This is a genomic window from Pseudoalteromonas sp. SCSIO 43210 (assembly GCF_054133285.1).
This window is the reverse complement of the sequence record NZ_CP087225.1, coordinates 966313-989116: the sequence shown is the minus strand read 5'-3', so window position 1 is coordinate 989116 and position 22804 is coordinate 966313. Positions and strand designations below refer to the sequence as shown.

General features: G+C 39.8%; 16 protein-coding genes. 9 read left to right on the top strand and 7 right to left on the bottom strand.

Annotation, left to right across the window (positions count from 1 at the left end; translation table 11 throughout):
- Nucleotides 1-14 precede the first annotated feature (14 nt).
- Together LOS73_RS04415 and LOS73_RS04410 are read left to right on the top strand one after the other, a co-directional pair.
- Nucleotides 15-632: a glutathione S-transferase family protein gene (locus LOS73_RS04415; protein ID WP_033028678.1), complete on the top strand. Its 618-nt coding sequence runs from the start codon at nt 15-17 to the stop codon at nt 630-632.
- Nucleotides 633-845: 213 nt separating this feature from the next.
- On the top strand, nt 846-2465 hold the full coding sequence (locus LOS73_RS04410; protein WP_007377414.1) for a methyl-accepting chemotaxis protein: 1620 nt from the start codon (nt 846-848) through the stop codon (nt 2463-2465).
- Nucleotides 2466-2573: 108 nt separating this feature from the next.
- Here LOS73_RS04410 and LOS73_RS04405 read toward each other — a convergent pair whose 3' ends face one another.
- From LOS73_RS04405 to LOS73_RS04395, 3 genes are all read right to left on the bottom strand, one after another.
- Nucleotides 2574-2882 (bottom strand): YkgJ family cysteine cluster protein, encoded by a 309-nt coding sequence (locus tag LOS73_RS04405; RefSeq protein WP_007377413.1) that lies wholly within the window; start codon nt 2880-2882, stop codon nt 2574-2576.
- A 344-nt stretch (nt 2883-3226) separates the two neighbouring features.
- Entirely contained in the window at nt 3227-3634 is a 408-nt protein-coding gene (locus LOS73_RS04400; protein WP_033028677.1) for a type 2 periplasmic-binding domain-containing protein, read from the bottom strand.
- A 252-nt stretch (nt 3635-3886) separates the two neighbouring features.
- Entirely contained in the window at nt 3887-5815 is a 1929-nt protein-coding gene (locus tag LOS73_RS04395) for a RecQ family ATP-dependent DNA helicase (RefSeq protein WP_457934540.1), read from the bottom strand.
- 247 nt (nt 5816-6062) lie between these two features.
- Here LOS73_RS04395 and LOS73_RS04390 point away from each other — a divergent pair, with 247 nt between their 5' ends.
- Nucleotides 6063-7367, top strand: coding sequence for an NAD(P)/FAD-dependent oxidoreductase (locus tag LOS73_RS04390; protein ID WP_096794238.1), 1305 nt, complete (start codon nt 6063-6065; stop codon nt 7365-7367).
- Nucleotides 7368-7462: 95 nt separating this feature from the next.
- Entirely contained in the window at nt 7463-8962 is a 1500-nt protein-coding gene (locus LOS73_RS04385) for a phospholipase effector Tle1 domain-containing protein (RefSeq protein ID WP_457934539.1), read from the top strand.
- A gap of 704 nt (nt 8963-9666) precedes the next feature.
- On the opposite strand, the gene arfA is transcribed toward LOS73_RS04385, so the two are convergent.
- Both arfA and LOS73_RS04375 read right to left on the bottom strand, forming a co-directional pair.
- Nucleotides 9667-9867 carry a ribosome alternative rescue factor ArfA gene (gene arfA / locus LOS73_RS04380; RefSeq protein ID WP_033028674.1) on the bottom strand — a complete coding sequence of 67 codons (201 nt, stop codon included), beginning with the start codon at nt 9865-9867 and terminating at the stop codon, nt 9667-9669.
- Nucleotides 9868-10071: 204 nt separating this feature from the next.
- A complete protein-coding gene (locus tag LOS73_RS04375; RefSeq protein WP_457934538.1) occupies nt 10072-12612 on the bottom strand; it encodes a TonB-dependent receptor plug domain-containing protein in 2541 nt (846 codons plus the stop codon).
- 671 nt (nt 12613-13283) lie between these two features.
- Here LOS73_RS04375 and LOS73_RS04370 point away from each other — a divergent pair.
- Nucleotides 13284-14612 (top strand): HD domain-containing phosphohydrolase, encoded by a 1329-nt coding sequence (locus LOS73_RS04370; RefSeq protein ID WP_457934537.1) that lies wholly within the window; start codon nt 13284-13286, stop codon nt 14610-14612.
- A gap of 74 nt (nt 14613-14686) precedes the next feature.
- The gene (hemH, locus tag LOS73_RS04365) at nt 14687-15706 is read left to right on the top strand and encodes a ferrochelatase (protein WP_008139258.1); all 1020 of its coding nucleotides are present in this window, start codon (nt 14687-14689) and stop codon (nt 15704-15706) included.
- An 857-nt stretch (nt 15707-16563) separates the two neighbouring features.
- Here hemH and LOS73_RS04360 read toward each other — a convergent pair.
- Nucleotides 16564-17721: a benzoate/H(+) symporter BenE family transporter gene (locus LOS73_RS04360; RefSeq protein ID WP_008139254.1), complete on the bottom strand. Its 1158-nt coding sequence runs from the start codon at nt 17719-17721 to the stop codon at nt 16564-16566.
- 376 nt (nt 17722-18097) lie between these two features.
- On the opposite strand from LOS73_RS04360, the gene LOS73_RS04355 reads away from it, so the two are divergent.
- Entirely contained in the window at nt 18098-18802 is a 705-nt protein-coding gene (locus tag LOS73_RS04355) for a hypothetical protein (protein WP_457934536.1), read from the top strand.
- Nucleotides 18803-18890: 88 nt separating this feature from the next.
- Nucleotides 18891-19634 carry a reprolysin-like metallopeptidase gene (locus LOS73_RS04350; RefSeq protein ID WP_007378991.1) on the top strand — a complete coding sequence of 248 codons (744 nt, stop codon included), beginning with the start codon at nt 18891-18893 and terminating at the stop codon, nt 19632-19634.
- A 94-nt stretch (nt 19635-19728) separates the two neighbouring features.
- Here the strand turns inward: LOS73_RS04350 and LOS73_RS04345 are convergent, their stop codons facing one another.
- The gene (locus tag LOS73_RS04345; RefSeq protein ID WP_033030035.1) at nt 19729-20952 is read right to left on the bottom strand and encodes an alkaline phosphatase family protein; all 1224 of its coding nucleotides are present in this window, start codon (nt 20950-20952) and stop codon (nt 19729-19731) included.
- A 191-nt stretch (nt 20953-21143) separates the two neighbouring features.
- Between LOS73_RS04345 and dgt the strand changes: the two genes are divergently transcribed.
- Nucleotides 21144-22610: a dGTPase gene (gene dgt, locus LOS73_RS04340; protein WP_033030037.1), complete on the top strand. Its 1467-nt coding sequence runs from the start codon at nt 21144-21146 to the stop codon at nt 22608-22610.
- The last annotated feature ends 194 nt before the right edge of the window (nt 22611-22804 follow it).

Sequence of the window (22804 nt, the reverse complement as noted above, 5' to 3'; positions counted from 1 at the left end):
ATAAAAGGACTGACATGATTAAACTACACCATTTAAATAAATCCCGTTCTAAACGTATAATTTGGCTTTTAGAAGAGCTAGATGTTGACTACGAAATTGTGGCTTATCAGCGTAATAAAGACACCTTCCTAGCCCCTGACGAATTAAAGCATATTCATCAACTTGGTAAGTCGCCGGTAATTGAAGACGGCGGTTTAATTATTGCTGAATCAGGCGCTATTACCGACTACCTTATTTCTAAATACGGCAACGGTAAATTTGCTCCAAAAGTTAATACCGCTGAATATGTTGACTACCAGCAATGGCTTCACTTTGCAGAAAGCTCAGCAATTTTACCGCTTTTACTTAAAATGTTTGTACTAAAAGACGGCGCTAAAACACAGTTTTTAGAAGGCTATGCCGACGCTGAAACAGCTAAAGTAATTAGCTACTTTAACGACCGCCTTGAAAGTAAACGTTATTTAGTGGGCGATACCCTAACGGGCGCTGACTTTATGATGTCGTTTATTGTTGAAATAGTTAAAAACTCAGGTCAATTAGCGCACTTTAAAAACCTCGTTAAATACGACGAGCAATTACAAAGCCATGAAAAGTTTCATACAGCTAATGAGCTAGAAGCAAAGTACGACTAATAAATGATTTAATATAGATAAACTCAAGAGGCCTTAGGCCTCTTTTTTAGCTTTATAGCTTAACCATAAATTTTATATACATATTTTTTACAAAAAAAACTTATTATTGTGCTAAATCTAGTAGTCATGGTGCATAATGCATTCACTATTCTAAAATTTCTTAATTGTACTGGTAAGCTTAAAAACGAGTACTTTTCATATTTGGGACAAACCATGACAATAAATATGCGCTTAGCTACTGGTTTCGGCGTGATCTTATCAATGATGCTTATTTTAACCATTATCGGAATTTCACGTGTTAGCCTCATTAACTCTAATATTACTCACATAACAGACGTAAATTCGGTAAAACAGCGATACGCTATTAATTTTAGAGGCAGTGTACACGACAGGGCTATTGCAGTTCGCGATGTTGTGTTAATAACAAACCAGAGCGATTTAAATACCGTTTTTAATAATATAAAAGAACTCAACGCATTTTATCAAACATCGAGCCGCGCTATGGCCGAGTTAACTACAGATATGTCGAGTGCAGAGCGCGCTCTTATAAATAAAATTAACCAAATAGAACGACGTACCCTCCCCTTTATACAAAATGTAATAAGTGCTAAAAATGCGGGTAATTTAAACGAGGCTTCGAATATTTTATTAAACGATGCCCGCCCTGCTTTTACCGAGTGGCTTAATACCATAAACCAATTCATAAACTTGCAAGAGCAAGCAAATCAAATAACAACTATCGATACCCGCGAAGTAGCCAGCTCATTTAAAATATGGATGATTTCGTTAACGGCACTCGCTATTATCATTGGTGCAAGCGTCGCTTATATTATTAGCCAGCTGATCAGAAATTCAGTCGGTGGAGAACCGCAAGAAGCCGCTGAAGTAATTGCACTTATCGCACAAGGCGATTTAAGAGGCGATGTACACTCGTGTTGCCCCAACAGCATGATGGCATCAGTAGGAGTAATGCAAACTAAGCTAAAAGCCATTGTAGATAGTATTATTAATTCATCTGAAGAGCTCTCAACACATTCAGCAAGTGTGGCATCAGGCTCACAACAAGCGCTAAGCGCAGCCGATACACAAGTGACATATACCAATTCTGCTGTCAGTAGTTTAGAAGAAATGAGTCGCAGTATTCATTCTGTTGCCGATGCAGTAAGACAAACTGAAGACAATTCAAAAATTACGGCCCAGTTATCGCAGCAAGGCAGTACGGCGGTGCAAAAAGTAGCAGCCGAAATTGAACAAATATCAGTAACGGTAAAAGCGACGGTTACTCAAGTAAATGTGCTTCAAGAACATGTAAAACACATTGGCGATATTTTAAGTGTGATACGCGGTATTTCTGATCAAACAAACTTGCTTGCACTAAATGCTGCAATAGAAGCCGCAAGAGCAGGCGAAACAGGCCGAGGGTTTGCCGTTGTTGCTGATGAGGTAAGACAACTTGCCCAGCGTACCGGTGATGCAACAGGCGATATTGAAAAGATGATTTTGCAAGTACAAGAAAACACGCAAGCGTCGGTAACAGCAATGGAAACGACTGTACCGCAAGTCGAAAACGGCTTAACGCTTACTCACGAGGCAAACGAGTTACTACACCAAATACAGCAACAAGCTAACGACTCATTAAGTAACGTACTTGAAATTGTTGAAGCAACATCAAACCAAGTAGCCACCGTGGCGCAAATTAGTACCGGCGTTGAAGAAATTGCCAGTATGTCGAAAGAAACCAGTATGTCACTTAATAGTAACGCACAAGAAGCCGTTGCATTAGCTGACCTTTCAAACACACTTAAGAAATATATTAGTTACTTTAAAGTTTAAGTGTTTAGCGTTTTACAGTAATTAAAAAAGGGGCTTTAAGCCCCTTTGTTGTAGGTAATAATAAGTTGTATGTAGGTATAATCTAGTTAACTAACTTGGATGCTATCACTATATACCCGCTAAATCGCGCTCAGTAATACACTCACCCGACGCCATTTCAAACTCGCGGCATACCAATGGGCGGTTTTCGTAAATAGAGCACATAAGCGTATTTCTATCGAGCGCTTCGCACCAACCATCGTCTGCGCGCTTCATCACCTCGCTCCCCCATTTATCGTATTCAATATAGTTAAAGGGCACGCCGGTATCGGTTACTATGCGCACTTCTAATTGGCAACAACAGGCTTGGCAGTTAGCACATGTAACTGGCTCTGAGATAGTAGAAATATTTTCAACGGGGATAACAATATGCGGCATAGTGGCTTAAATAAGAGAAACTCGTCAATTAGGATACACGAGCAAACAAAACGTGCTAGTAAATTTTATTGTAGTTGATAAATATAATACTAATCCGAAATAATACTTAATCAATTTGATTAGTTAATCTGATACTAAAATTTCTTATATACGGCTGTATGGGTGCAGGATGCAGAGCAATGCAGGGAGCAATTATCGATAACAACTAAATAACGAAATTTTTGTCTTGTTATAAACAATACTTTTTTATCTTAAAGTAGCTCATTTAATTAAACGAGCGGGTATGCCAATTAAAAATATTAAGCGTGCAATTACTTAGCACGCTTGTTTGGTGTTTTTTAATATTAAAAGTTTAAAACCACTTTAACATCGCCCGATACCGCAGAGGTAGAAACAAAACCAATGGTATTTGGGTTAGTTGCAACCATTTTAATGACCTCAGCGTCATTTTCGAGCGCTTTAGGTGGCGTGCCTTTGCCAGTAAAAATAAGTTTTGACCAATATGCTCTCAACTGTGAAGCGCTTTTATTGAGTAACTTGCTGTTAAACTGCTCTGTAGCGGTATTTTTTTCTTCTTGAGATACAGGAATAATTGCATTGCCATTACTAAACGACTTTTCTTTTCCGGTGTAAATTCGAGTAATAACAGACTCGTCAAAGCTGCTATCATTCGAGGGATGCACAATAATGGCAAAATCTGCAAAGGCAACATTACTAAACAAAAACAGAACACATAACACTAATTTTTTCATCTCTATCCCCTTAAAAAATAATACCAAACGTGGTTACTTTACTATTACTCATTACTGCTGATGAAAACGAGCCACTTTGTCTCTTTCTTGCAGCAGTTTTAAACACATCTAAAACAATCAATTTTGAAGTCTCGATGCTCACATCATCTATGTGTGAACGAGATATCCACGTTGAGTATAGTTAAACCACGAGAAAACAAACAAAAATTTAACATTTTTATCGTTATTCTGGTTTGGTAATTATTTAAATACCTATCTAGCAAGAAGTGTTGCTTTAATTTCGCTGTAACGCATCTGCTCGCACAGTGCAAAACCACTCAGCTGGCGCACTTTATTACGCGCAAATAACGGCACACTCATCCCCGCTAAAAAGCGGCATTGGGTTTCAATACCCACATTATGATTACCCTTACCTGCCATATGCGCTAAAAACTCATCTACCTTTTGATAAATAAGTTGCTCGTCAATATAGGCAGGCTCTATAGAGTATTCAAGCTTAACCGCATGGCCTCTACACACACTACAATGCCCGCATTGCTCAGGTGCATTTTGATCGTCAAAATAGCGCGCTAAGTTATAGCTTAAGCAACTTTGTAGCTCAAAAAAGCGAACCAGTGCAGCAATACGTTTAATTTCGGCCTGTTCTTTATCGCTAAAGTAGTCGTGCAGTTGCTGGGCAAGTTCAGGGTTATTTATAACCTCTCCATGCACTTTGTATACTTGGGTAATACGTTTGGTTTCAAGCGTTATTAGGTTTTTTTCGGCTAGGTAGTCAAGAGCAGCCACTACACGTTTTCGATCAACCTGCGCGGCTTGTGTAAGGGAGTCAAAATTTAGCGTACCCCATATTTTTTTAAAATCGGTATGGCTAAATATTTGTGTTAAAAATGCTTGGCGCTGCTGGTCAAACTGGCTTAGTAGCTCGTTTTTATCAACCAAAAATTTGTATTTAAAATCGGCATAGTAGGCATATTGTGGCGTTATTGCGCCTTGCATTTCTAGTTGTACTAGCAAGGTTTTAAGGGCCAGTTGCCTAATATTGCTTTCGCTTGAAAGGCTGTACTCTTGCATTTCCCATTGCTGGTGGCTTTGGCGAATATCGTTAATTACGTATTCAATACCGCTAAGCTCTGGGGTGTCGCCATATACAAAGTTTTCAACCGTATTTAGCCCATCTAAATTGGCAAGGGTGTAGCAATCTGATGGATTGCCATCGCGCCCTGCACGGCCAATTTCTTGGCTGTAGTTTTCTATCGATTTAGGTAAGTCATAATGTATAACAAAGCGAATGTCCGACTTATCAACGCCCATACCAAAGGCAATGGTAGCCACCACTACGTTAATTTTACCCGCCATAAAGTCATCTTGAATTTGCCAGCGTAGCGTATCTTCAAGCCCTGCATGGTAAGCAACAGCGTGAATACCTTGCGCGCTTAGCACATTAGCGACTTGCTCTGCGCTTTGCTGTAGCGTTACATACACAATACCAGGGCCATTTTGCGCGCGCACAATGTTGGTAAGCTCGGTATTTTTATCGGCTGTTTTAACACTCAACACGCTTAAATCTAAATTAGCGCGGTAAAAGCCCGTTTGTACAATGCACTCAGGCGATATAGCAAATCGCTCTGCCATATCGCGTTTTACTTTTTTAGTGGCCGTTGCAGTAAGCAACAACACTAAAGGAATATTAAGCTCTTCGCGGTAACGTGGCAGTTTAAGGTAGTCGGGTCTAAAGTTATGGCCCCATTCAGATATACAGTGCGCTTCGTCTACCACCAGCATAGAAAGCGCCACTTGGCTTATAAATTCTCTAAAGCGTTCGTTTTTAAATCGCTCAACCGAGACCATTAATACTTTAATTTTACCGTTTCGCACGTCGTTCATTACAGTGCTGCTTTGCATTTGATCTTGGCTCGAATCAAGGCTTGCAGCATAAATACCTTTGCTATTTAAAAAGCTAATTTGATCTTTCATCAACGCAAGTAAAGGCGAAACCACTAAGGTTAAATTAGGTAAGTGCAAAGCAGTGAGTTGGTAACACAACGATTTACCCGAGCCGGTCGGAAATATAGCCAACGACGATTGACCATTTAAAAGCTGCTCTATAGTTTGTTGCTGCCCTGTTCTAAATTGGCTAAAACCAAAATGTTGTTCAAGTGACTGAATTAATGGCGTGGTCATAAATACCCTTTTCGTTGTTTTTCAAACAGCGATTTAACTGCACAGCTAAGCGATAAAAAAGTGAGTATAACTTATATGCCTTTAATCATCATTTTTTGCTGACATATCCTTTATTTAAGCGCAAAATAACCTCACTAAAGAGTATGTTATTACGTTTGCCAAAAATAATTTTCATAATACCCAAATAACCTCAAAACACTAAAAATAATACAGATTATTTGGGTATATTATTTTTAAGGGCAACGTTATGAGTATTACAATACCTAAAATCGTCGTTATTGGCGGTGGTGCTGGCGGGCTAGAGCTTGCAACCCAACTAGGGCATAAACTAGGGAAAAAAAACCAAGCAGATATACTGTTAATAGACAAAAACCGTACCCACATATGGAAGCCGTTACTGCACGAAGTAGCGACAGGCTCTATTGACCCCGATTTAGATGGCGTTGTGTACTCAGCCCATGCCGCAAAACATCATTACCGTTTTCAACTTGGTACTTTTTGCAATATAGACCAAAGCAATAAAACAATTACTCTCTCCCCGCTCAACGACGAGTTAGGCCACACCATTTTACCTGGGCGCACGGTACGCTACGATCACCTTGTTATTGCCATTGGCAGCGTAAGTAACGACTTTAATACCCCAGGTATAAAAGAGCATTGTTACTTTTTAGACTCAAGCCAACAAGCAGAACGCTTTCAGCATTCATTACTCGACAGCTTTACGCGCCTTCATCAGGACGACAATCAACAACAATCGCTCAATATCGCCATTGTAGGCGGCGGTGCTACCGGTGTTGAACTCTCAGCTGAGCTTTACCATGTGTCTGAGCTATTAAAGTTGTATGGCTTAACAAATATGTCGTCTAAACGTTTACATATACATTTAATAGAGGCAGGCCCGCGTATTTTACCTGCATTACCAGAGCGCATAGCCACCAGCGCCAAACGCGAACTATTAAAACTCGGCGTAAACGTACGTGAGCAAACGCAAGTAAAAGAAGGCACCGCACAAGGCTTTATCACCAAAGATGAAGAACACATTGATGCCGATATTATGGTGTGGGCAGCAGGCGTAAAAGCGCCTGATTTTATAAAAGATTTAGGTGTTTTTGAGTTGACCCGCAGCAACCAAATTCAAGTAAACGAGTTTTTACAAAGCACCGTTGATGAAAGCATTTTTGTGTTAGGCGATTGCTGCGCATTTACGCAGGCAGATGGTAAGCAAGTACCACCACGCGCACAATCGGCGCACCAAATGGCGCAGTGCGTCGAAAAAAACCTTATCGCCACGCTAAAACAGCAACCACTACGCGGTTTTAAGTATAGCGACCATGGCTCACTTGTTAATTTATCAAGCTACAGTACTGTGGGTAATTTAATGGGTAACCTCACCAGTAATACCTTTTTTATTGAAGGTAAAATTGCCCGCTTTATGTATATATCGCTTTATAGAATGCATCAACGCGCCATTCACGGCAGTGCAAAAACCTTTGCATTATGGATAAGCGAAAAAGTACTGCGTGTAGTGCGCCCAAAAATGAAGTTACATTAAAGGCGATTTAAATTAAAGGCAGTGAGCGTTATCACTGTCTTTAATTTTTAACATTGTCTGTGTAGAGTATTTAAAACAACTAAGGAAATTGGGTTATGACGGGCAAAACGCTAATTTTCAACTTTGATGGCACAGGGAATGAGCCCCGTGACGCAGAGCAATTTAGCTCAGAACACTTTAAAGAAGACGCCAGTATTTCTAATATTCTAAAATTACACTTACTGCTTGGCGGTAAATTAGAAGACTCCCCCATTACCGCACAGTCAAACCAACTCAGTTTTTATTATCAAGGGATAGGCACTAAAGGTAGTCGCTTAAAGCGTGTATTAAACCAAACATTTGCACCTCGTGGTGACGATGTAGCCAGTATTTTAAATCAGGCTTTAACCGATTTTAAAACTCATTACCAACTAGGCGATTCACTACTTTTAACAGGTTTTAGTCGAGGTGCAGCACTTGCCAGGCGCTTTGCAAAATGTCTGGAGTTATTAATATGTGAACGAGTCTACCTTTGTGTATTTGATACAGTAGCCTCAATTGGCTTATCAAAAGTAAGTAAAGCAACGCGCGGCGCTGAACATGTTATTTTTGAAAACCACACCATAGCCACAAACGTATCTCAAGCTCTGCACTGTGTATCGCTTGACGAAAAACGCCGCGCCTTTGAACCCACACTAATGAACCATCAAAATAATATTACCGAGCTGTGGTTTGCTGGCGCGCATTCAGACATTGGTGGTGGTTACTACCGCGATGGCCTAGCCGATATTAGCTTGCGTTATGCACTTGAGTGGTTAATAGAGCAACCGCTTAATATTTCGTTATTAACTAGCAACGATATAGATTACACAACACTACTACCCGATAACAACTTAGTTGCGCAAGATGATGTGACGGTTATTCCTGATCCGCTCGCATTAAGTCATCAGCAAAATTACTTTTGGTTTAACCCCTTATTTAAACTGGTAGACAGAGAATGCTATGTACTTATAGATAACGAAGCTAGCAATCTTAAACCTTTAGTGCATCACAGCGTTGCAGAGCGTATTAACAAGCTAACCAGTTACCGCCCAGAATCGCTTAAAAAACTGCATTACAAAATTAGCTATAACGACAACACCACGCTTAGCTTTATTGGTTTAAGCCAACATATAGAACTGGCTAATCAAAACATGAATGTGCTGAGCGTTAACCAAAGCCAAGATGTAATAGTATTTGCTAGTGAGCAATACAATGCAACTGGCCTTATGCTAGAGCAAGGCGCTACTTACCGTTTTACCCCATATCTAAATCAATACTGGTTTGACGATGGTATAAAGTGCACACCAATAGGTTGGCATCGCGATAATGTGAAGCTTGGCGTAAAAGAAATCCCAATGGCAGTGCTTGAACCGTTTAGACGATTGCCTCATGCACAATGGTTTTCGTTGATAGGAGCGATTAATAAAAACGACGAGCACCTATTTAAAATAGCTGACGGCGCTGATATTAAAATTACTAAATCTGGTGAGTTTTGCCCATTTGCAAACGACTTAAGCCGCTTTTATGGTGCGAACGCAGGAAAAATAAAAGTAAAAGTAACAAGACTGGAATAGCCTGTAGACGCGCAGCTTGCTGGCGTGTAAAAACGCAGTTTTTAGGATATTAAGTAATGAGAAGCTTTGCTTCTAACGTGAGCAAGCTCTACGCCTACAAAAATCGTAACCACAGCTCAAGATGATTCCCTTGTAGACGCGCAGCTTGCTGGCGTAACGAGTGCAGCTTGTCATATTTTAAAATGAAAAACAGACTTTCGATTAGAAGCTGCGTTTCTCGCGTGAGCAAGCTCTACGCCTACAAGAAATCGTAACCGCAGCTCAATGATCATTCCCCTGTAGACGCGCAGCTTGCTGGCGTAACGAGTGCAGCTCGTCATATTTAAAATGAAAAACAGACTTTAAAATTAAAAACGATGCTTCTCGCGTGAGTTAGTTCTGCGCCTACAAGAAATCGTAACCGCAGCTCAATGATCATTCCCCTGTAGACGCGCAGCTTGCTGGCGTAACGAGTGCAGCTCGTCATATTTAAAATGAAAAACAGACTTTAGATTAGAAGCTGCGCTTCTCGCGTGAGCAAGCTCTACGCCTACAAGAAATCATAACCGCAGCTCAATAATCATTCCCTTGTAGACGCGCAGCTTGCTGGCGTAACGAGTGCAGCTCGTCATATTTAAAATGAAAAACAGACTTTAAAATTAAAAACGATGCTTCTCGCGTGAGTTAGTTCTGCGCTGGCGAAAGCCCTATTTGATCGGTGCTATTTAAGCGGCGATTAAATAGGACTCTTGTCCTGAATGCTTGTTGCTACGTTTAAACGAACCTTTGCCTTTTTTAGCTTTAACCACCTGTGGTTTAAATAATTTAGAGGTTACCAACGCTGCTAGTGCATTGTGGTTTATAACGCCTCGTCCTGTGTCTACCGCGCTGGTGTTTGCGGTTTTTGCTTTAGATTTTTTAGTCATATATTTCCTATCAACTAATGGTTATTTTAAGTTAAATAATAAAGAGGCTTTTATATTAGCCTATTTAAGAGATGGCGATTGTAGGCTTAATTTTCAACCGCGCAAGTATTTTTAATGCCCAACAGGTACTTTTTTATAATAAAAAAGCATAAAAAAAGCGCAGTTAATAACTGCGCTTAATATTACTTTAGTTTACTTTATAAATTAAAAACTAAAGCTTACTTTTGCATAATACGTTCTGCCGTCAAAACCGTATGGCAATGCACGTACAGGGTATTTAAATGCGCCGTTGGTGATAAAGTTAAGTACTTCGTCATCACCTAATTCATCTGGCGTTTCGTCAAATACGTTATCGGCACCAACCGAAAGCGCAAACATGTCGTTAATTTGGTAGCTTACATTTAAATCAACTAACACAGCAGACTCAACTGTACTTGTTGGTTTAAATGAACCCGTAGGCGAAAGCTCACCTGGTAATGAAATATGGTCGTTACCAAAGTATTTTACGTCTGTTTCGCCAAAGTAGTTAAAGCGAATGGTTGATGTGTAGGCATCGCGTTCGTAGTCAAACGTAAGCGTTGCACGTTCGCTCGGTTGTCCGTCGGTAAAAAAGCTACGTTGTAAATCATCAAAAGCAACCGCTTCAGGAATACCGTCTTTTGCATTTACGCTGTCAATTTTAGTATCGTTTAGGTTACCTGCAAAGGTTACTCCTAAATTGCCGCCTTCAACTTCAGTGCGGTACGATGCAATAATATCAACACCTTGCGTAGTAGAATCAACCGAGTTTGAGAAGTAGTTAGCTTGCACAGCTCCCGTTGCTTGTAGCGCTGCAACCGCTTCAGAGCTAAACGATACGTCGTCAGCCGAAAGTAAGCTGCCAAGCGTAATACGGTCTTCAATTTCTACACGGTAAAAATCAACCGTTAACGAAAGCTCGCTTGTTACATCGTAAACAAAACCTGCACTGTAGTTTGTTGATGTTTCAAGCTCTAAGCTATCGACGCCTAACGCACTTGGGAAAGCGGTCCCAGTGTTTGCCGTGAACGACTGCGTTAAGGTACCGTCTGAGCCTAAGTTAGTTGTAAAAGCTGTATAACCACTTTGTTGAAGTGATGGCGCTCTAAAACCAGTAGACAGTGCACCACGTACTGCAAAGTCATCTGAAAATTCATAACGTGTTGCTAATTTACCAATTAAATCATCCCCAGCATCTGAGAAATCTTCATAGCGTAGTGCTCCACTTACGTTCCATGCGTCGGTGATCATGGTTTCTACATCTACATAAACTGCGTAGCTGTTACGGTCGCTGTCGTTAGCCGCTTCAGGGCGTAGGCCGTTATAAGCTTGAAAACCACACTGTGCAAATTGATCCGGATCGTTTACTGATGGGTACGAGGTATCCATATTTGCTAACCCACACGCGTATGATGCTTCATCGCCAGGCACTATTTCGTAGTTTTCTTTACGGTATTCGGCACCTACTGTTACATATAAAGGCTCACTACGGCCAATATCTACAATACCGTTTACATCAAGGTTAACCGTTGTTTGATCAAATCTAAAACCACCTGAGTAACCGCCAGTAGGGCCTGAGTTTGCTGCAATATCGGTATCGCTTGCACTTGGGTTATTAAATAAATACTCAGCCGCGTAAGAAGCGTTTAATGTATTGCGTGATGTAAAATCGTATTGGTTTTCACCATAAACAGCCGATACATCGTAAGTCCAATCTGTGTTTATATCGCCTTTAAAACCAAGCGCGACTGAAATATCTTGTGCTTCATTATATATGCGCGGTAAAAAACCATCACTGTATACTTGTGTTACGTTTTTAGAGGCTTCGTTAAAGTTACGGTAAAAACCATTACCCAGCGCCGTGCGCTCTGAGTAGCCACCAAACGAGTAAAGCTCACCGTCGCCCATTGGTAATGCCATGTTGTAAAATAACGACGTAAATTCACTTTCTGAGTTACCTTGGCCCCAGCGTACATCTTCACTTAGCGTACCTGGTTCAACATTAAGCGAACCACCTGTATCGCGCTCTGCACGATTAGTGCCGTCGGCATCACGGTACTCAAGCGATAGGTTAATAAAGCCGCCTTCGTTACCTAATTCAAAACCACGGTTTAAACCTGCTGAAATAGTGTCGCCGTCACCTTCACTTGTGCCGCCGTATTGTACAAAACCCGTTGTAATACCGGTTGAGTTATTAAGAGATAAGTTAATAACACCTGCAATCGCGTCAGAGCCATACTGCGCTGCAGCGCCGTCGCGTAATACTTCAACGCCTTTAAGCGCCGTTAGCGGAATGGCATTCATATCAGTACCCGCAGCGCCTGCACCTACTGTACCGTTAAGGCCAAAAATTGATTGGTTATGACGACGTTTACCATTTACTAATACAAGGGTTTGATCTGGTTGTAAGCCGCGAAGTGTTGCGGGTCTAAATAAATCAGAACCGTCTGATACTTGTGTACGCGAAAAGTTAAATGAAGGCGCTGTCGCTTGAAGGCTTTGGCCTAATTCGGTAAAACCACCTTTAGTTAAATCATCCGCGTCAATTAAATCAATAGGAGAAGAAGACTCTGTAGAGGTGCGGTTAGATACACGCGATCCTAATACAGATATTTGCTCTATGTTTTTAGCAGCTTGCACTGGTGCTTCTTCTGCGTTAACAATGCTTGGTGCGCTAAACGCAAAAGCAACGGCTACAGCAAGTGTATTTAAACGGTATGTTGACATAGTGACGACCCTGTTTTTTTGTGTGTTCTTATAAATTATTTAAACCACTTTATTAGCAGCCTGTGCAAACATCCTAGCAACATATACAAATAAAAAGAAATAAAAAATGGTGTAATTATGCAAATATTTTATAACATAAGAAAAAAACACTTAAAAGTGCGTTAAATACATACAAAACAGGTATTAATTTTCAAATTACCAGATTTAACGTTTTGTTTACAATGTGAATTATAATGGTTATTGTCTGTTTTGACGGGTAATGAACAAAAAATACTCGTAACTTAGTCTAAGGCACTATTTACTTTTATTTCTTCGTCGAAAATAGCATATAGCGTAAACAAGCATTTTTAACTTGCCGACTACTCAGCAATTAACTTTAAGCATAAACATTTAGGGCGTGTTGCTCTTTGGTGGTTGAACTTGCAGTAGACCGCTTGGTTTTTAGGCAAGGCCATGTAGTGTGGTTATTATCCATAAGTAGGCGATAACGCAGCATAAATACCAAACATGCGCTGCCCGAAAGGTTCTTTCTAGGGACTAATTTTAATCCACAAAGATCAACGCGCCCTAATCATCTTTGACAATTATGTAACTGGAGTGATTTTTTGAGCTACGCTTTAATAAAGTAATCTTAAATAAAAAATACATTATTGACTTGTAAGGATAAAGCTATGACAGACACAGCTAAAAAAGCTGCCATGACTCACATTGATGTACTATGCGTTGACGATGATGAAATAGTATTGCGTTCACTCACCCGTTTACTAAAAACAAACAAACTAACGGCGATCGCGTGCAGTAACCCCGAAACAGCTTTAACACATTTAAAAAACCACGAATTTGGCTTAATCATCAGCGATATGCGCATGCCAAAAATGAATGGCGCACAGTTTTTAGAGCAAGCCCGTAAGCTAGCGCCTGACACACAGCGTATTTTATTAACAGGGTATGCCGACATAGAAACGACCTTAGCCGCAGTTAACCAAGGTCAAATAAGCGGTTATATCCAAAAGCCTTGGCAAAACGATCTGCTACTTGGCAGCATTAATAATAGCCTTGAAAAATTTCAGCTAAAAAAACAAAATCAAATACTTGAAGAACAAGTAAAAACTCAAAACTTAGAGCTTATCGAATTAAACAATGATCTTGAACAACGCGTAGAAAAACGAACTAAACAAATCAAACAAGTTTTAAAACAATTAGAAGAAGCAAGTGAACGAGAAAAGATAGAGCATAAATCAACCGTCGAGCTTTTATATAACTTTATAAATGCAAACCCTTATCTCGATGGAAATAGGGCACAAAACATTGCCAATACCTGCACCCAAATAGCGCTTTATTTAAATTTATCGCAGAAAAGTATCGATCTTGCGCCGATGGCTGGCTACTTAGCGCAAATAGGGTTACTTGCCATGGATCCTGATCTTTATAAAAAACCAGTCAATAAATTAAGCGAGTCGCAGCGTAAAACATTTTATACGCACCCAAGCACAGCGCAATTAATGCTAATGCCAGCAACACATTTACATGATGTTTCTGACGCTATTTACCATCAGTTTGAGCGTTATAACGGGAATGGCATGCCAAAAGGCTTAGCCGGCAACGATATACCGATTGGCGCAATGGTGTTGGGTTTAGCGCGTGATTACTGGGATGCTTTTGAACAAAGTAATGCCGCAAATGAGCAAGACCGCCATGTACATGCGCTCGATACTGTAAAGCTTTATAGCGGTACATTTTATCACCCTAAAATTGTACGTGCTCTTGAGGCTAGTCAAACAAAAATGCGTGAGCAAAAAAGCTCAGCTGGTTCAATACTTATTTGTAATGCTAGCGAACTGAAAGAGAACATGATTTTAGGACACGCTCTGCATAGCCACACAGGCATAATGCTATTACCAAAAGGCCATATATTTAGCCGCAAATCAATCGAAAAACTCCAACAGCTTGAAGCCAAAAAGCCGACTCCATTTAGAATAATGGTTAAAACCGCTAAATGATTGATCTAAATCGCAGTTTTTTTCGTTACAATGTGTCTAAAATAAATTAATGACTTTGCTTGAAGGAGCACACCGTGTCGCGATTTTCTGCCGTTACCGACAATCCCCACGATCAGCGTTTTAACCAAAAAACGGGAATATTGCTTACCAACTTAGGTAGTCCTGATGCGCCGACGGCTGCAGCACTGCGTATTTACTTACGAGAGTTTTTATCAGACCCCCGTATTGTAGAAATACCACGCCTAGTATGGATGATTATTTTGCATGGTATTATTTTACGAGTCCGCCCTAAGCGTTCAGCCAAATTATATGAAAGTATATGGACCGAAAACGGATCACCACTAACCCATATTACACGCCAGCAAAGTATTAAGTTAAATACCCTACTAAAAGAAAAAGGCTACACCAATACCGAAGTTGTTATGGCAATGCGCTACGGCAATCCATCTATTGAAGCTGGCCTTGAAGCCTTACGTGAAAAGGGGTTAACACGTATTGTTATAATGCCAATGTATCCACAATATTCGAGCCCAACTACGGGTTCTACGTTTGATGCTGTATCAAACGTACTGCGTAAATGGCGCTGGGTACCAGAGCTACATTTTATAAACGGCTATCATAAAAATACACGCTATATTGAATCGCTTGCAAACAGCATCAGTGAAGATTTAGAAGCCAACGGCATGCCACAAAAATTGGTTTTTTCGTACCACGGCATGCCTAAACTATTCTTAGAACGAGGCGACCCGTATCATTGTTTGTGTTTACAAACGACCCGCTTAGTAGTAGAAAAGTTAGGCTTGGATAAAGATAAAGTAATTAGTACATTTCAGAGCCGCTTTGGCAAAGCTGAATGGTTAAAACCTTATACCGATGCAACACTTCAAAGCCTACCAAGTGAGGGAATTAAAGACATAGCGATTATAAGCCCTGCTTTTAGTGCTGACTGCCTCGAAACACTTGAAGAACTTGAAGGCGAAAATCGTGAAATTTTTGAAGAAGCTGGTGGCGAAAAATACCGTTACATTGCGGCACTCAATGACCGAGACGATCACATTGAAGCCATATATGATGTGCTAAAACCGATGTTATAAACGTTCATAACTGCGAGTAAATAGTGGCTTTTAAGCGGTGTTAGCATTAACACCGCTTTTTATTTTATAAAACCTCACCTACAACAATCAAACACCCAACTTGTAGGTGCGAATTTACTTCGCGCATGCAAAAACTTAAAAATTAGCGAGGTATAAAACCTCACCTACAACAATTAAGCACCCAACTTATAGGTGCGAATTTACTTCGTGCTTGTAAAAAGTTAAAAATTAGCGAGGTATAAAACCTCACCTACAGCAATCAAACACCCAACTTGTAGGTGCGAATTTACTTCGCGCTTGTAAAAATTAGCGAGGTATAAAACCTCACCTACAACAATCAAACACCCAACTTGTAGATGCGAATTTACTTCGCGCTTGTAAAAAGTTAAAAATTAGCGAGGTATAAAACCTCACCTACAACAATCAAACACCCAACTTGTAGGTGCGAATTTACTTCGTGCTTGTAAAAAGTTAAAAATTAGCGAGGTATAAAACCTCACCTACAGCAATCAAACACCCAACTTGTAGGTGCGAATTTACTTCGCGCTTGTAAAAATTAGCGAGGTATAAAACCTCACCTACAACAATTAAGCACCCAACTTATAGGTGCGAATTTACTTCGCGCTTGTAAAAATTTTAAAATTAGCGAGGTATAAAACCTCACCTACAACAATCAAACACCCAACTTATAGGTGCGAATTTACTTCGCGCATGTAAAAGCTTAAAAATTAGCGAGGTATAAAACCTCACCTACAACAATTAAACACCCAACTTGTAGATGCGAATTTACTTCGCGCATGCAAAAGCTTAAAAATTAGCGAGGTATAAAACCTCACCTACAACAATTAAGTATTAACTCAATCCTTTCGGGTAATCATTACCGTGCACACACCTGCGATAATTCCCCAAAAAGCAGATCCGACCGAGAGCAGCGTTAAATCTGACGCTGTAACTAAAAATGTTACAATGGCAGCTTCAGTATATTGCGAGCCATTCAATGCTTGCTGCAAACTATTCGCAATAGTGCCAAACAGTGCAATACCTGCAAGTGCCAAAATAAGTGCTTGTGGTAAAGTTGCAACTAGCCCAACTAACGTTGCAGCACATAACGCCATTATTATATAAAAAACACCACCAGCAATACTTGCCCAATAACGCTTATCAGGGTTTTTATCCGCTTCTTCGCTCATGCAAATAGCGGCGGTTATTGCAGCTAAATTTATAGAATATGCCCCAAATGGTGCAGTTATAATATTAATGAAGCCTGTCACATTAAGTGATGCAGAAATAGGTACTTTATAATTATGTGCTTTGAGAACGGCTATACCGGGCAAATTTTGCGACGTCATGGTGACAATATAAAGTGGTAAACCAATGCTAATACATGCTTGTAAGTTAAACATGGGAGCGGTGTAAGTAAATTGGCTCATTTTCCAATGCAATGCAGTCGTATCAATATTTCCCATACTCCACGCCAGTAACACACCCACAATAAGTACACTAAGCATTGCAAAGCGGGCAAAAAATCGCTTACCTACAAAGTACATAAGTACCATTAAGCCAATCACTAAAGGCATGTCGTTCATAAAATTAAACACGTCAATGCCAAACGTAACAAGTACACCAGCAAGCATGGCACATGCTAGTTCACTGGGAATACGGTTCATTATTTTTTCAAACCAGCCCGTTATGCCTGACAAAAAAACTAACAACGCCGATAACATAAATGCACCAATCGCTTCATTCAAGTTATACCCTTGAGCGCTTGAAATAAGTAATGCAGCCCCAGTAGTAGACCATGCAATTAATACCGGCACTTTATAATAATACGATAAACCAATGGAACTAAGCCCCATAACCAAACCAAGCATTAAAATCCAGCTGGCAACTAAATCAGGAGTGCCTCCTAGGGTAATTACGACTTGATAAATCAACGCAATTGAACTCGAAAAACCAATAATAACCGCTACGAGTCCTGCTGTAATTCGATTAAGCAACTGATCAGAAACCGCCATAAATCTCTCTAATATTTATTTTTATGTACACAACATACGTGGCTAATATTTTCTTTGCAATTAACTATTACGCTACAAAAAGTGAAATAAATTCATTTTTATTTTTTACCTAAATTAATGACCAAACCAACATAAAACTATTGTATTAAACAGAATAAAAAAGTTATCACAAACAATCTAAAGCCCGCCAAAACACTGGAGAAATCAGTACATAACCACTCAACATTTGTACCTATAAAAAATAACCATAAGTTTAATAAGGGATTTAAAAATAAAGTGCTTAACACTTTTTGATTACATTTATTCGCTTGATCTAATCTAATTTATGCTATAAAAAGTAACAAATAGTTAACTTAAAACACCAAAAGAGAAACAGATGAAAAAAGTTGCAGTCTTAATTATTGCCATTCCCTTGTCGGCATTTGCACTTTATGAACTATTTATTCATACCGACCACACTGCAGAACCAACTGCACCTGTAGCAATTGACTTACTGCCGGTTAGTACTCTTCGTACACAAAATACACATGCGCCAGCCCCTATTGATATGAGTAAAGATCCTATTAATGTCAAAGCGGTTTCAGCCCCAAAACAAAATATGACATTTAATGAATTTGATGCTGTAAACCGCATCTCAAATAAAGCAAAACAAGTACTTATAAATGCAAAAGTGTTACCAACTGACTTACATAATGAAGCTTACATTGAATTTGACTTAGCTTCATTGCAGGCATTAAAAGCGGGCGAAAACTTCGACTTAGCAATTCCTCAAACAGCCGAAACGTTCACAGCAGAGATCACTAATGTTATTGAATCAAGCAACGGTGATAAAAGTATATTTGGCCGCGTAGTTGGCGTAGATGGCGCAATGCACAACACAGTATTAACCGTAGGAAAAGACGCCGTATACGGGCAATTTACGGCACCTTCGGGTAATTACGTATTTGAAAGTAAAGGTAAGTATGGCTGGATAGCTGCAAAACGTGATTTATATAAAAATCATATAGAGCATGACGTAACGGCACCTAAACCTAAAATTGAAAAAGGTGTAGACATATTTGCACCAAAAATAGATGGCTAATTAACCAAATTAAAAATTTGAGCGCACCCGTTGCGACAATATTTTAAACACCAAAAATCAACCACACTAAGAGTAAGGAAATACAATAATGAAAAAAGTAATCACTACAACCGCTGTTGCAGCAGCACTATGTGTAGCAAGTGTTGCACAAGCAGAGACTATTGATATCGGTATTTTATATACAGATCAGTCAGCAGCGGCTACTAGTAATATCAACACTAAAATCAATCAGCTAATTGCCTTTACAAATCAGGTTTATAGCCAAAATGGTGTAGGTATTACGCTCCGTTTAGCGGGTACACAAAACCTAGGTGACTATGCCATTACACCATCAGAGCAGTGGCTTGATTCGGTAACCGAAAGCAGCTATGTAGATGGTTTACGCAGCGATTGGAAAGCCGATATGATTGCCGTACTAGGTACTGGCGAAAGTGCTGGAAATGGACTTATTTCATGTGGTTTAGCATGGGTTGGACAAGGTACTAACGGCAACCTATACAACTCAATGAGCGACCGCATGTATTCAATTACAGCTATTGATTGTGGTGCAACTACGTTTGTACATGAACTTGGTCATAACCAAGGCTTAGCACATTCACGTAAACAGGGTGATACTTCTGGTGGTGTATACACTGACGGTATGGGTCACGGTGTACAAAATGAGTTTGCAAGTATTATGGCCTATCCACATGTATATGGAAGTGCAACACAGTACGACTACTTCTCTAATCCTAATTGGAGTGTAAATAACATACCATTTGGTGTAACTAACCAGTCGTATGCTATTCGCACTGTAACAGCAACTAAAACAAGCATTGCCAATTTTAAATAAATGCTTATAAAAGTGGGCTATCCATTACCCACTTTTAAAAAATAAACATTATAACCTTCCCCCAAGAGCGCTTAGCGCTCTTTTTTGGTAAAGCTTAATGTACAACCATTTTTTGCTTTATAGCGGGCATTAACGTTTTACCGTCACCATCAACTTTGCTTAATAATTTAAGACCCATTACTTTTGCAAGCACAGGATAAATATCAAGATTACTTACTTTATCTAAGCTAATTCCTTCTTTAAAAGCAGGGCCACTAGCTATAAACGTAGCAGCCATGTCATCGGTATAGGCATAGCCATGCGTACCTAAATACATCGGCTTTTTAGTATTAGTAAACACCGCAGGTGCTGTGGTTTGTACAACGATATCGCCCACACGCGTACCTTTATTATAATGATAGCCTGCTAATTGTTCATCAGTTAAAACGGTATAACGTCCTTTAGCCGCTTTTTCTAAACGCGCTTTATAGCCTGCTATATCAGCATTTTCAGCATTCGGTTGTGTATAAATAAGTAAACGAGGGCCTGTATTTTTAACTAAAAAGTTTTCATCTTGAGGCAATGTTGTTACATCAATACTTTTATCTGGGTTTACGCTCGTCATACCGTGATCCGATACAATTACTAGGTTTACGTCTTGCTCTAATTTGCGTAAGCGAGTTTGTAATTGCCCCATCAACTCATCAAGCTGTTTAACTGCATCTCGAGTTTGTGGTGCGTCTGGCCCAAATTCATGACCCATGCTATCAACCAACGAAAAGTAACTTGCAATAAAACGCGGGCGCTGTGCTTTTGGTAAACTTAACCACTGAATAATTTGATCTACACGGCTTTGGTAATCGCTATATTTAGAATAATGGTAAAAGTAATCGGGGGTCATGCCGTTAAATAACGCATCCGACTCAGGCCAAAAGTACGTTGCTGATTTAAGCCCCTGCATTTTTGCTAAATTCCAAAGAGGAATACCTTTTACCCAAGTGCTATCGCCAAGTGCTTTACCCATACTGTAACACTCATTTCTGCGGGCTTTATCGCAAAAGTTATTATCAACAATACCGTGATTGACAGGAAGTAAGCCCGTAATAATAGAAATATGATTAGGAAACGTTTTAGTAGGATAAACAGGTATTAACTTTTGCGCGCGAACGCCGCGATCGGCCATTGCCTTTAAATTTGGCGCACCGTGCTTTTCAATGTAATCCCAACGCAGACCATCAATTGATACAAGCACCACCGTTTGTTCTTTTGCTGCAAGTGCAACATTACTCATTCCTGTTAATAGGCAAATTGATATTACCTTTAAGATCCACTGCTTCATTATAAATACCCGCCTAGTTAAAAGTGCGCTAAATACTGAAAATAATGATTTGATAATACAATTGACTGCCAGCAAATGATACAAGCGCCTGTACCTAACTCATCTAGGTGTATATATTAACGTAAGTATATTAAAAAAGAATGACACCGCGCACTCACTTTGCCAGTCATCAACAATCAAAAAGGACAACGATGACTATTGATTTTAGTAAAAAAATAACCCCTGCGCGCATGTATCGCACAACATCTAACTTGCAAATGGCGCTTGAAAGCGACCGAGGTCGTATAATAAACAGTGCCGCTATTCGTCGTTTGCAACAAAAAACACAAGTATTTCCACTTGAGCGTAATGCAGCCGTTCGTTCGCGCCTTACTCATTCGCTTGAAGTACAACAAGTTGGTCGTTTTATAGTGCAGCGTATTTTTGCTAATTTAAGCTACCAACAACAAAAAGACTACGGCCTAACAGGAGTAGAACGCCCACTAGAAAGCCTAGTAGAAATGGCCTGCCTCATGCACGACATAGGCAATCCGCCATTTGGACATTTTGGCGAAGCAGCTATAAATCATTGGTTTAATAATAATTTGCTAAGCGTTACACCCGAACGTTGTAAAGAGCCAAATACAGGCATTGGCGTTGTTTTTAAACACCTTGCACTGGATATTTGTAACTTTGAAGGTAATGCGCAAGGCATACGTATTATTCACTCTTTGCAAACACTCAATCTAACCTACAGTCAAAGTGCGGGGATTTTAAAGTACACCCGCCCAGCAGGCCTTGATACAAAAGACATACCACAAAATAAAAACTACTTAATGAAAAAAGTTGGGTATTACTACAGCGAAAAAAGCTTCGTAGAAACACTACAAAAGGAATTAACCATAGAGCCTTATTGCCGTCATCCTGCCAGTTATATAATGGAAGCTGCTGATGATATTTCATATTGTCTTGCCGACATTGAAGACGCTGTAGAAAAAGATATTATAAGCACTGAGCTATTATGCATTCAGCTTAAAAGTCACTATAAAAAAGCACTTATAAATCTCACCATTGACGATTCTGAACACCTAGATTTTGTAGATAAAGCCGTAGACTACGCACTCGAACGCGCCAAAGCACAACCATATAACTTTAACAGTGAATTTTTTATATACTTGCGCGTTTCACTCCTGCACCCGCTGGTGAGTCATGCGGCAAAACGCTTTATCGAAAACATAGAGCCGATTTATCATGGCGACTTTAATCATGCCCTTTTAGAGGACAGAAGTCACCTGCATGCTGTTACCAAAGCATTAAAAAATGTAGCGCTTAAATATGTGTTTTCAAACAAAGAAGTCGAAAAGCTCGAACTGCAAGGCTATAGAATCATTAACGGCCTACTTGATTGCTATAAACCATTACTATTATTAAATAGCGACGATTTTAAACGTGCGCTCAATGGCGATTCACGATTGTTAATCGAGTCAAGATTAGTTAAAAAACTATCTAAAAAGCACTTAAACAGCTACTCACATGCCATTAACGCCATGCAAGAGGAACCTGATCACTTTGCCGCATACGAGTTTTATTACCGTTGTAGATTGATTCAAGATTACATAAGCGGCATGACCGACCAATTTGCCTACGACGAGTATCGTAGCTTAATGGTAATAGACTAATAACGCGGTAAGTTTTAGGCTCTGTCGCCTTTCAGGATTAAAATTCATTCAATTTAGGGGCAGCGCATGTTTGGCATTTATGCTGTGTTATTGCCTATTTATGGGGAGCAACCTCACTGCATAGACTCTGCCTTGCCTAAATACCAGACATACAACCTCGAAAGATAACCAGCCCCTAGATAAATTTTAGTTTT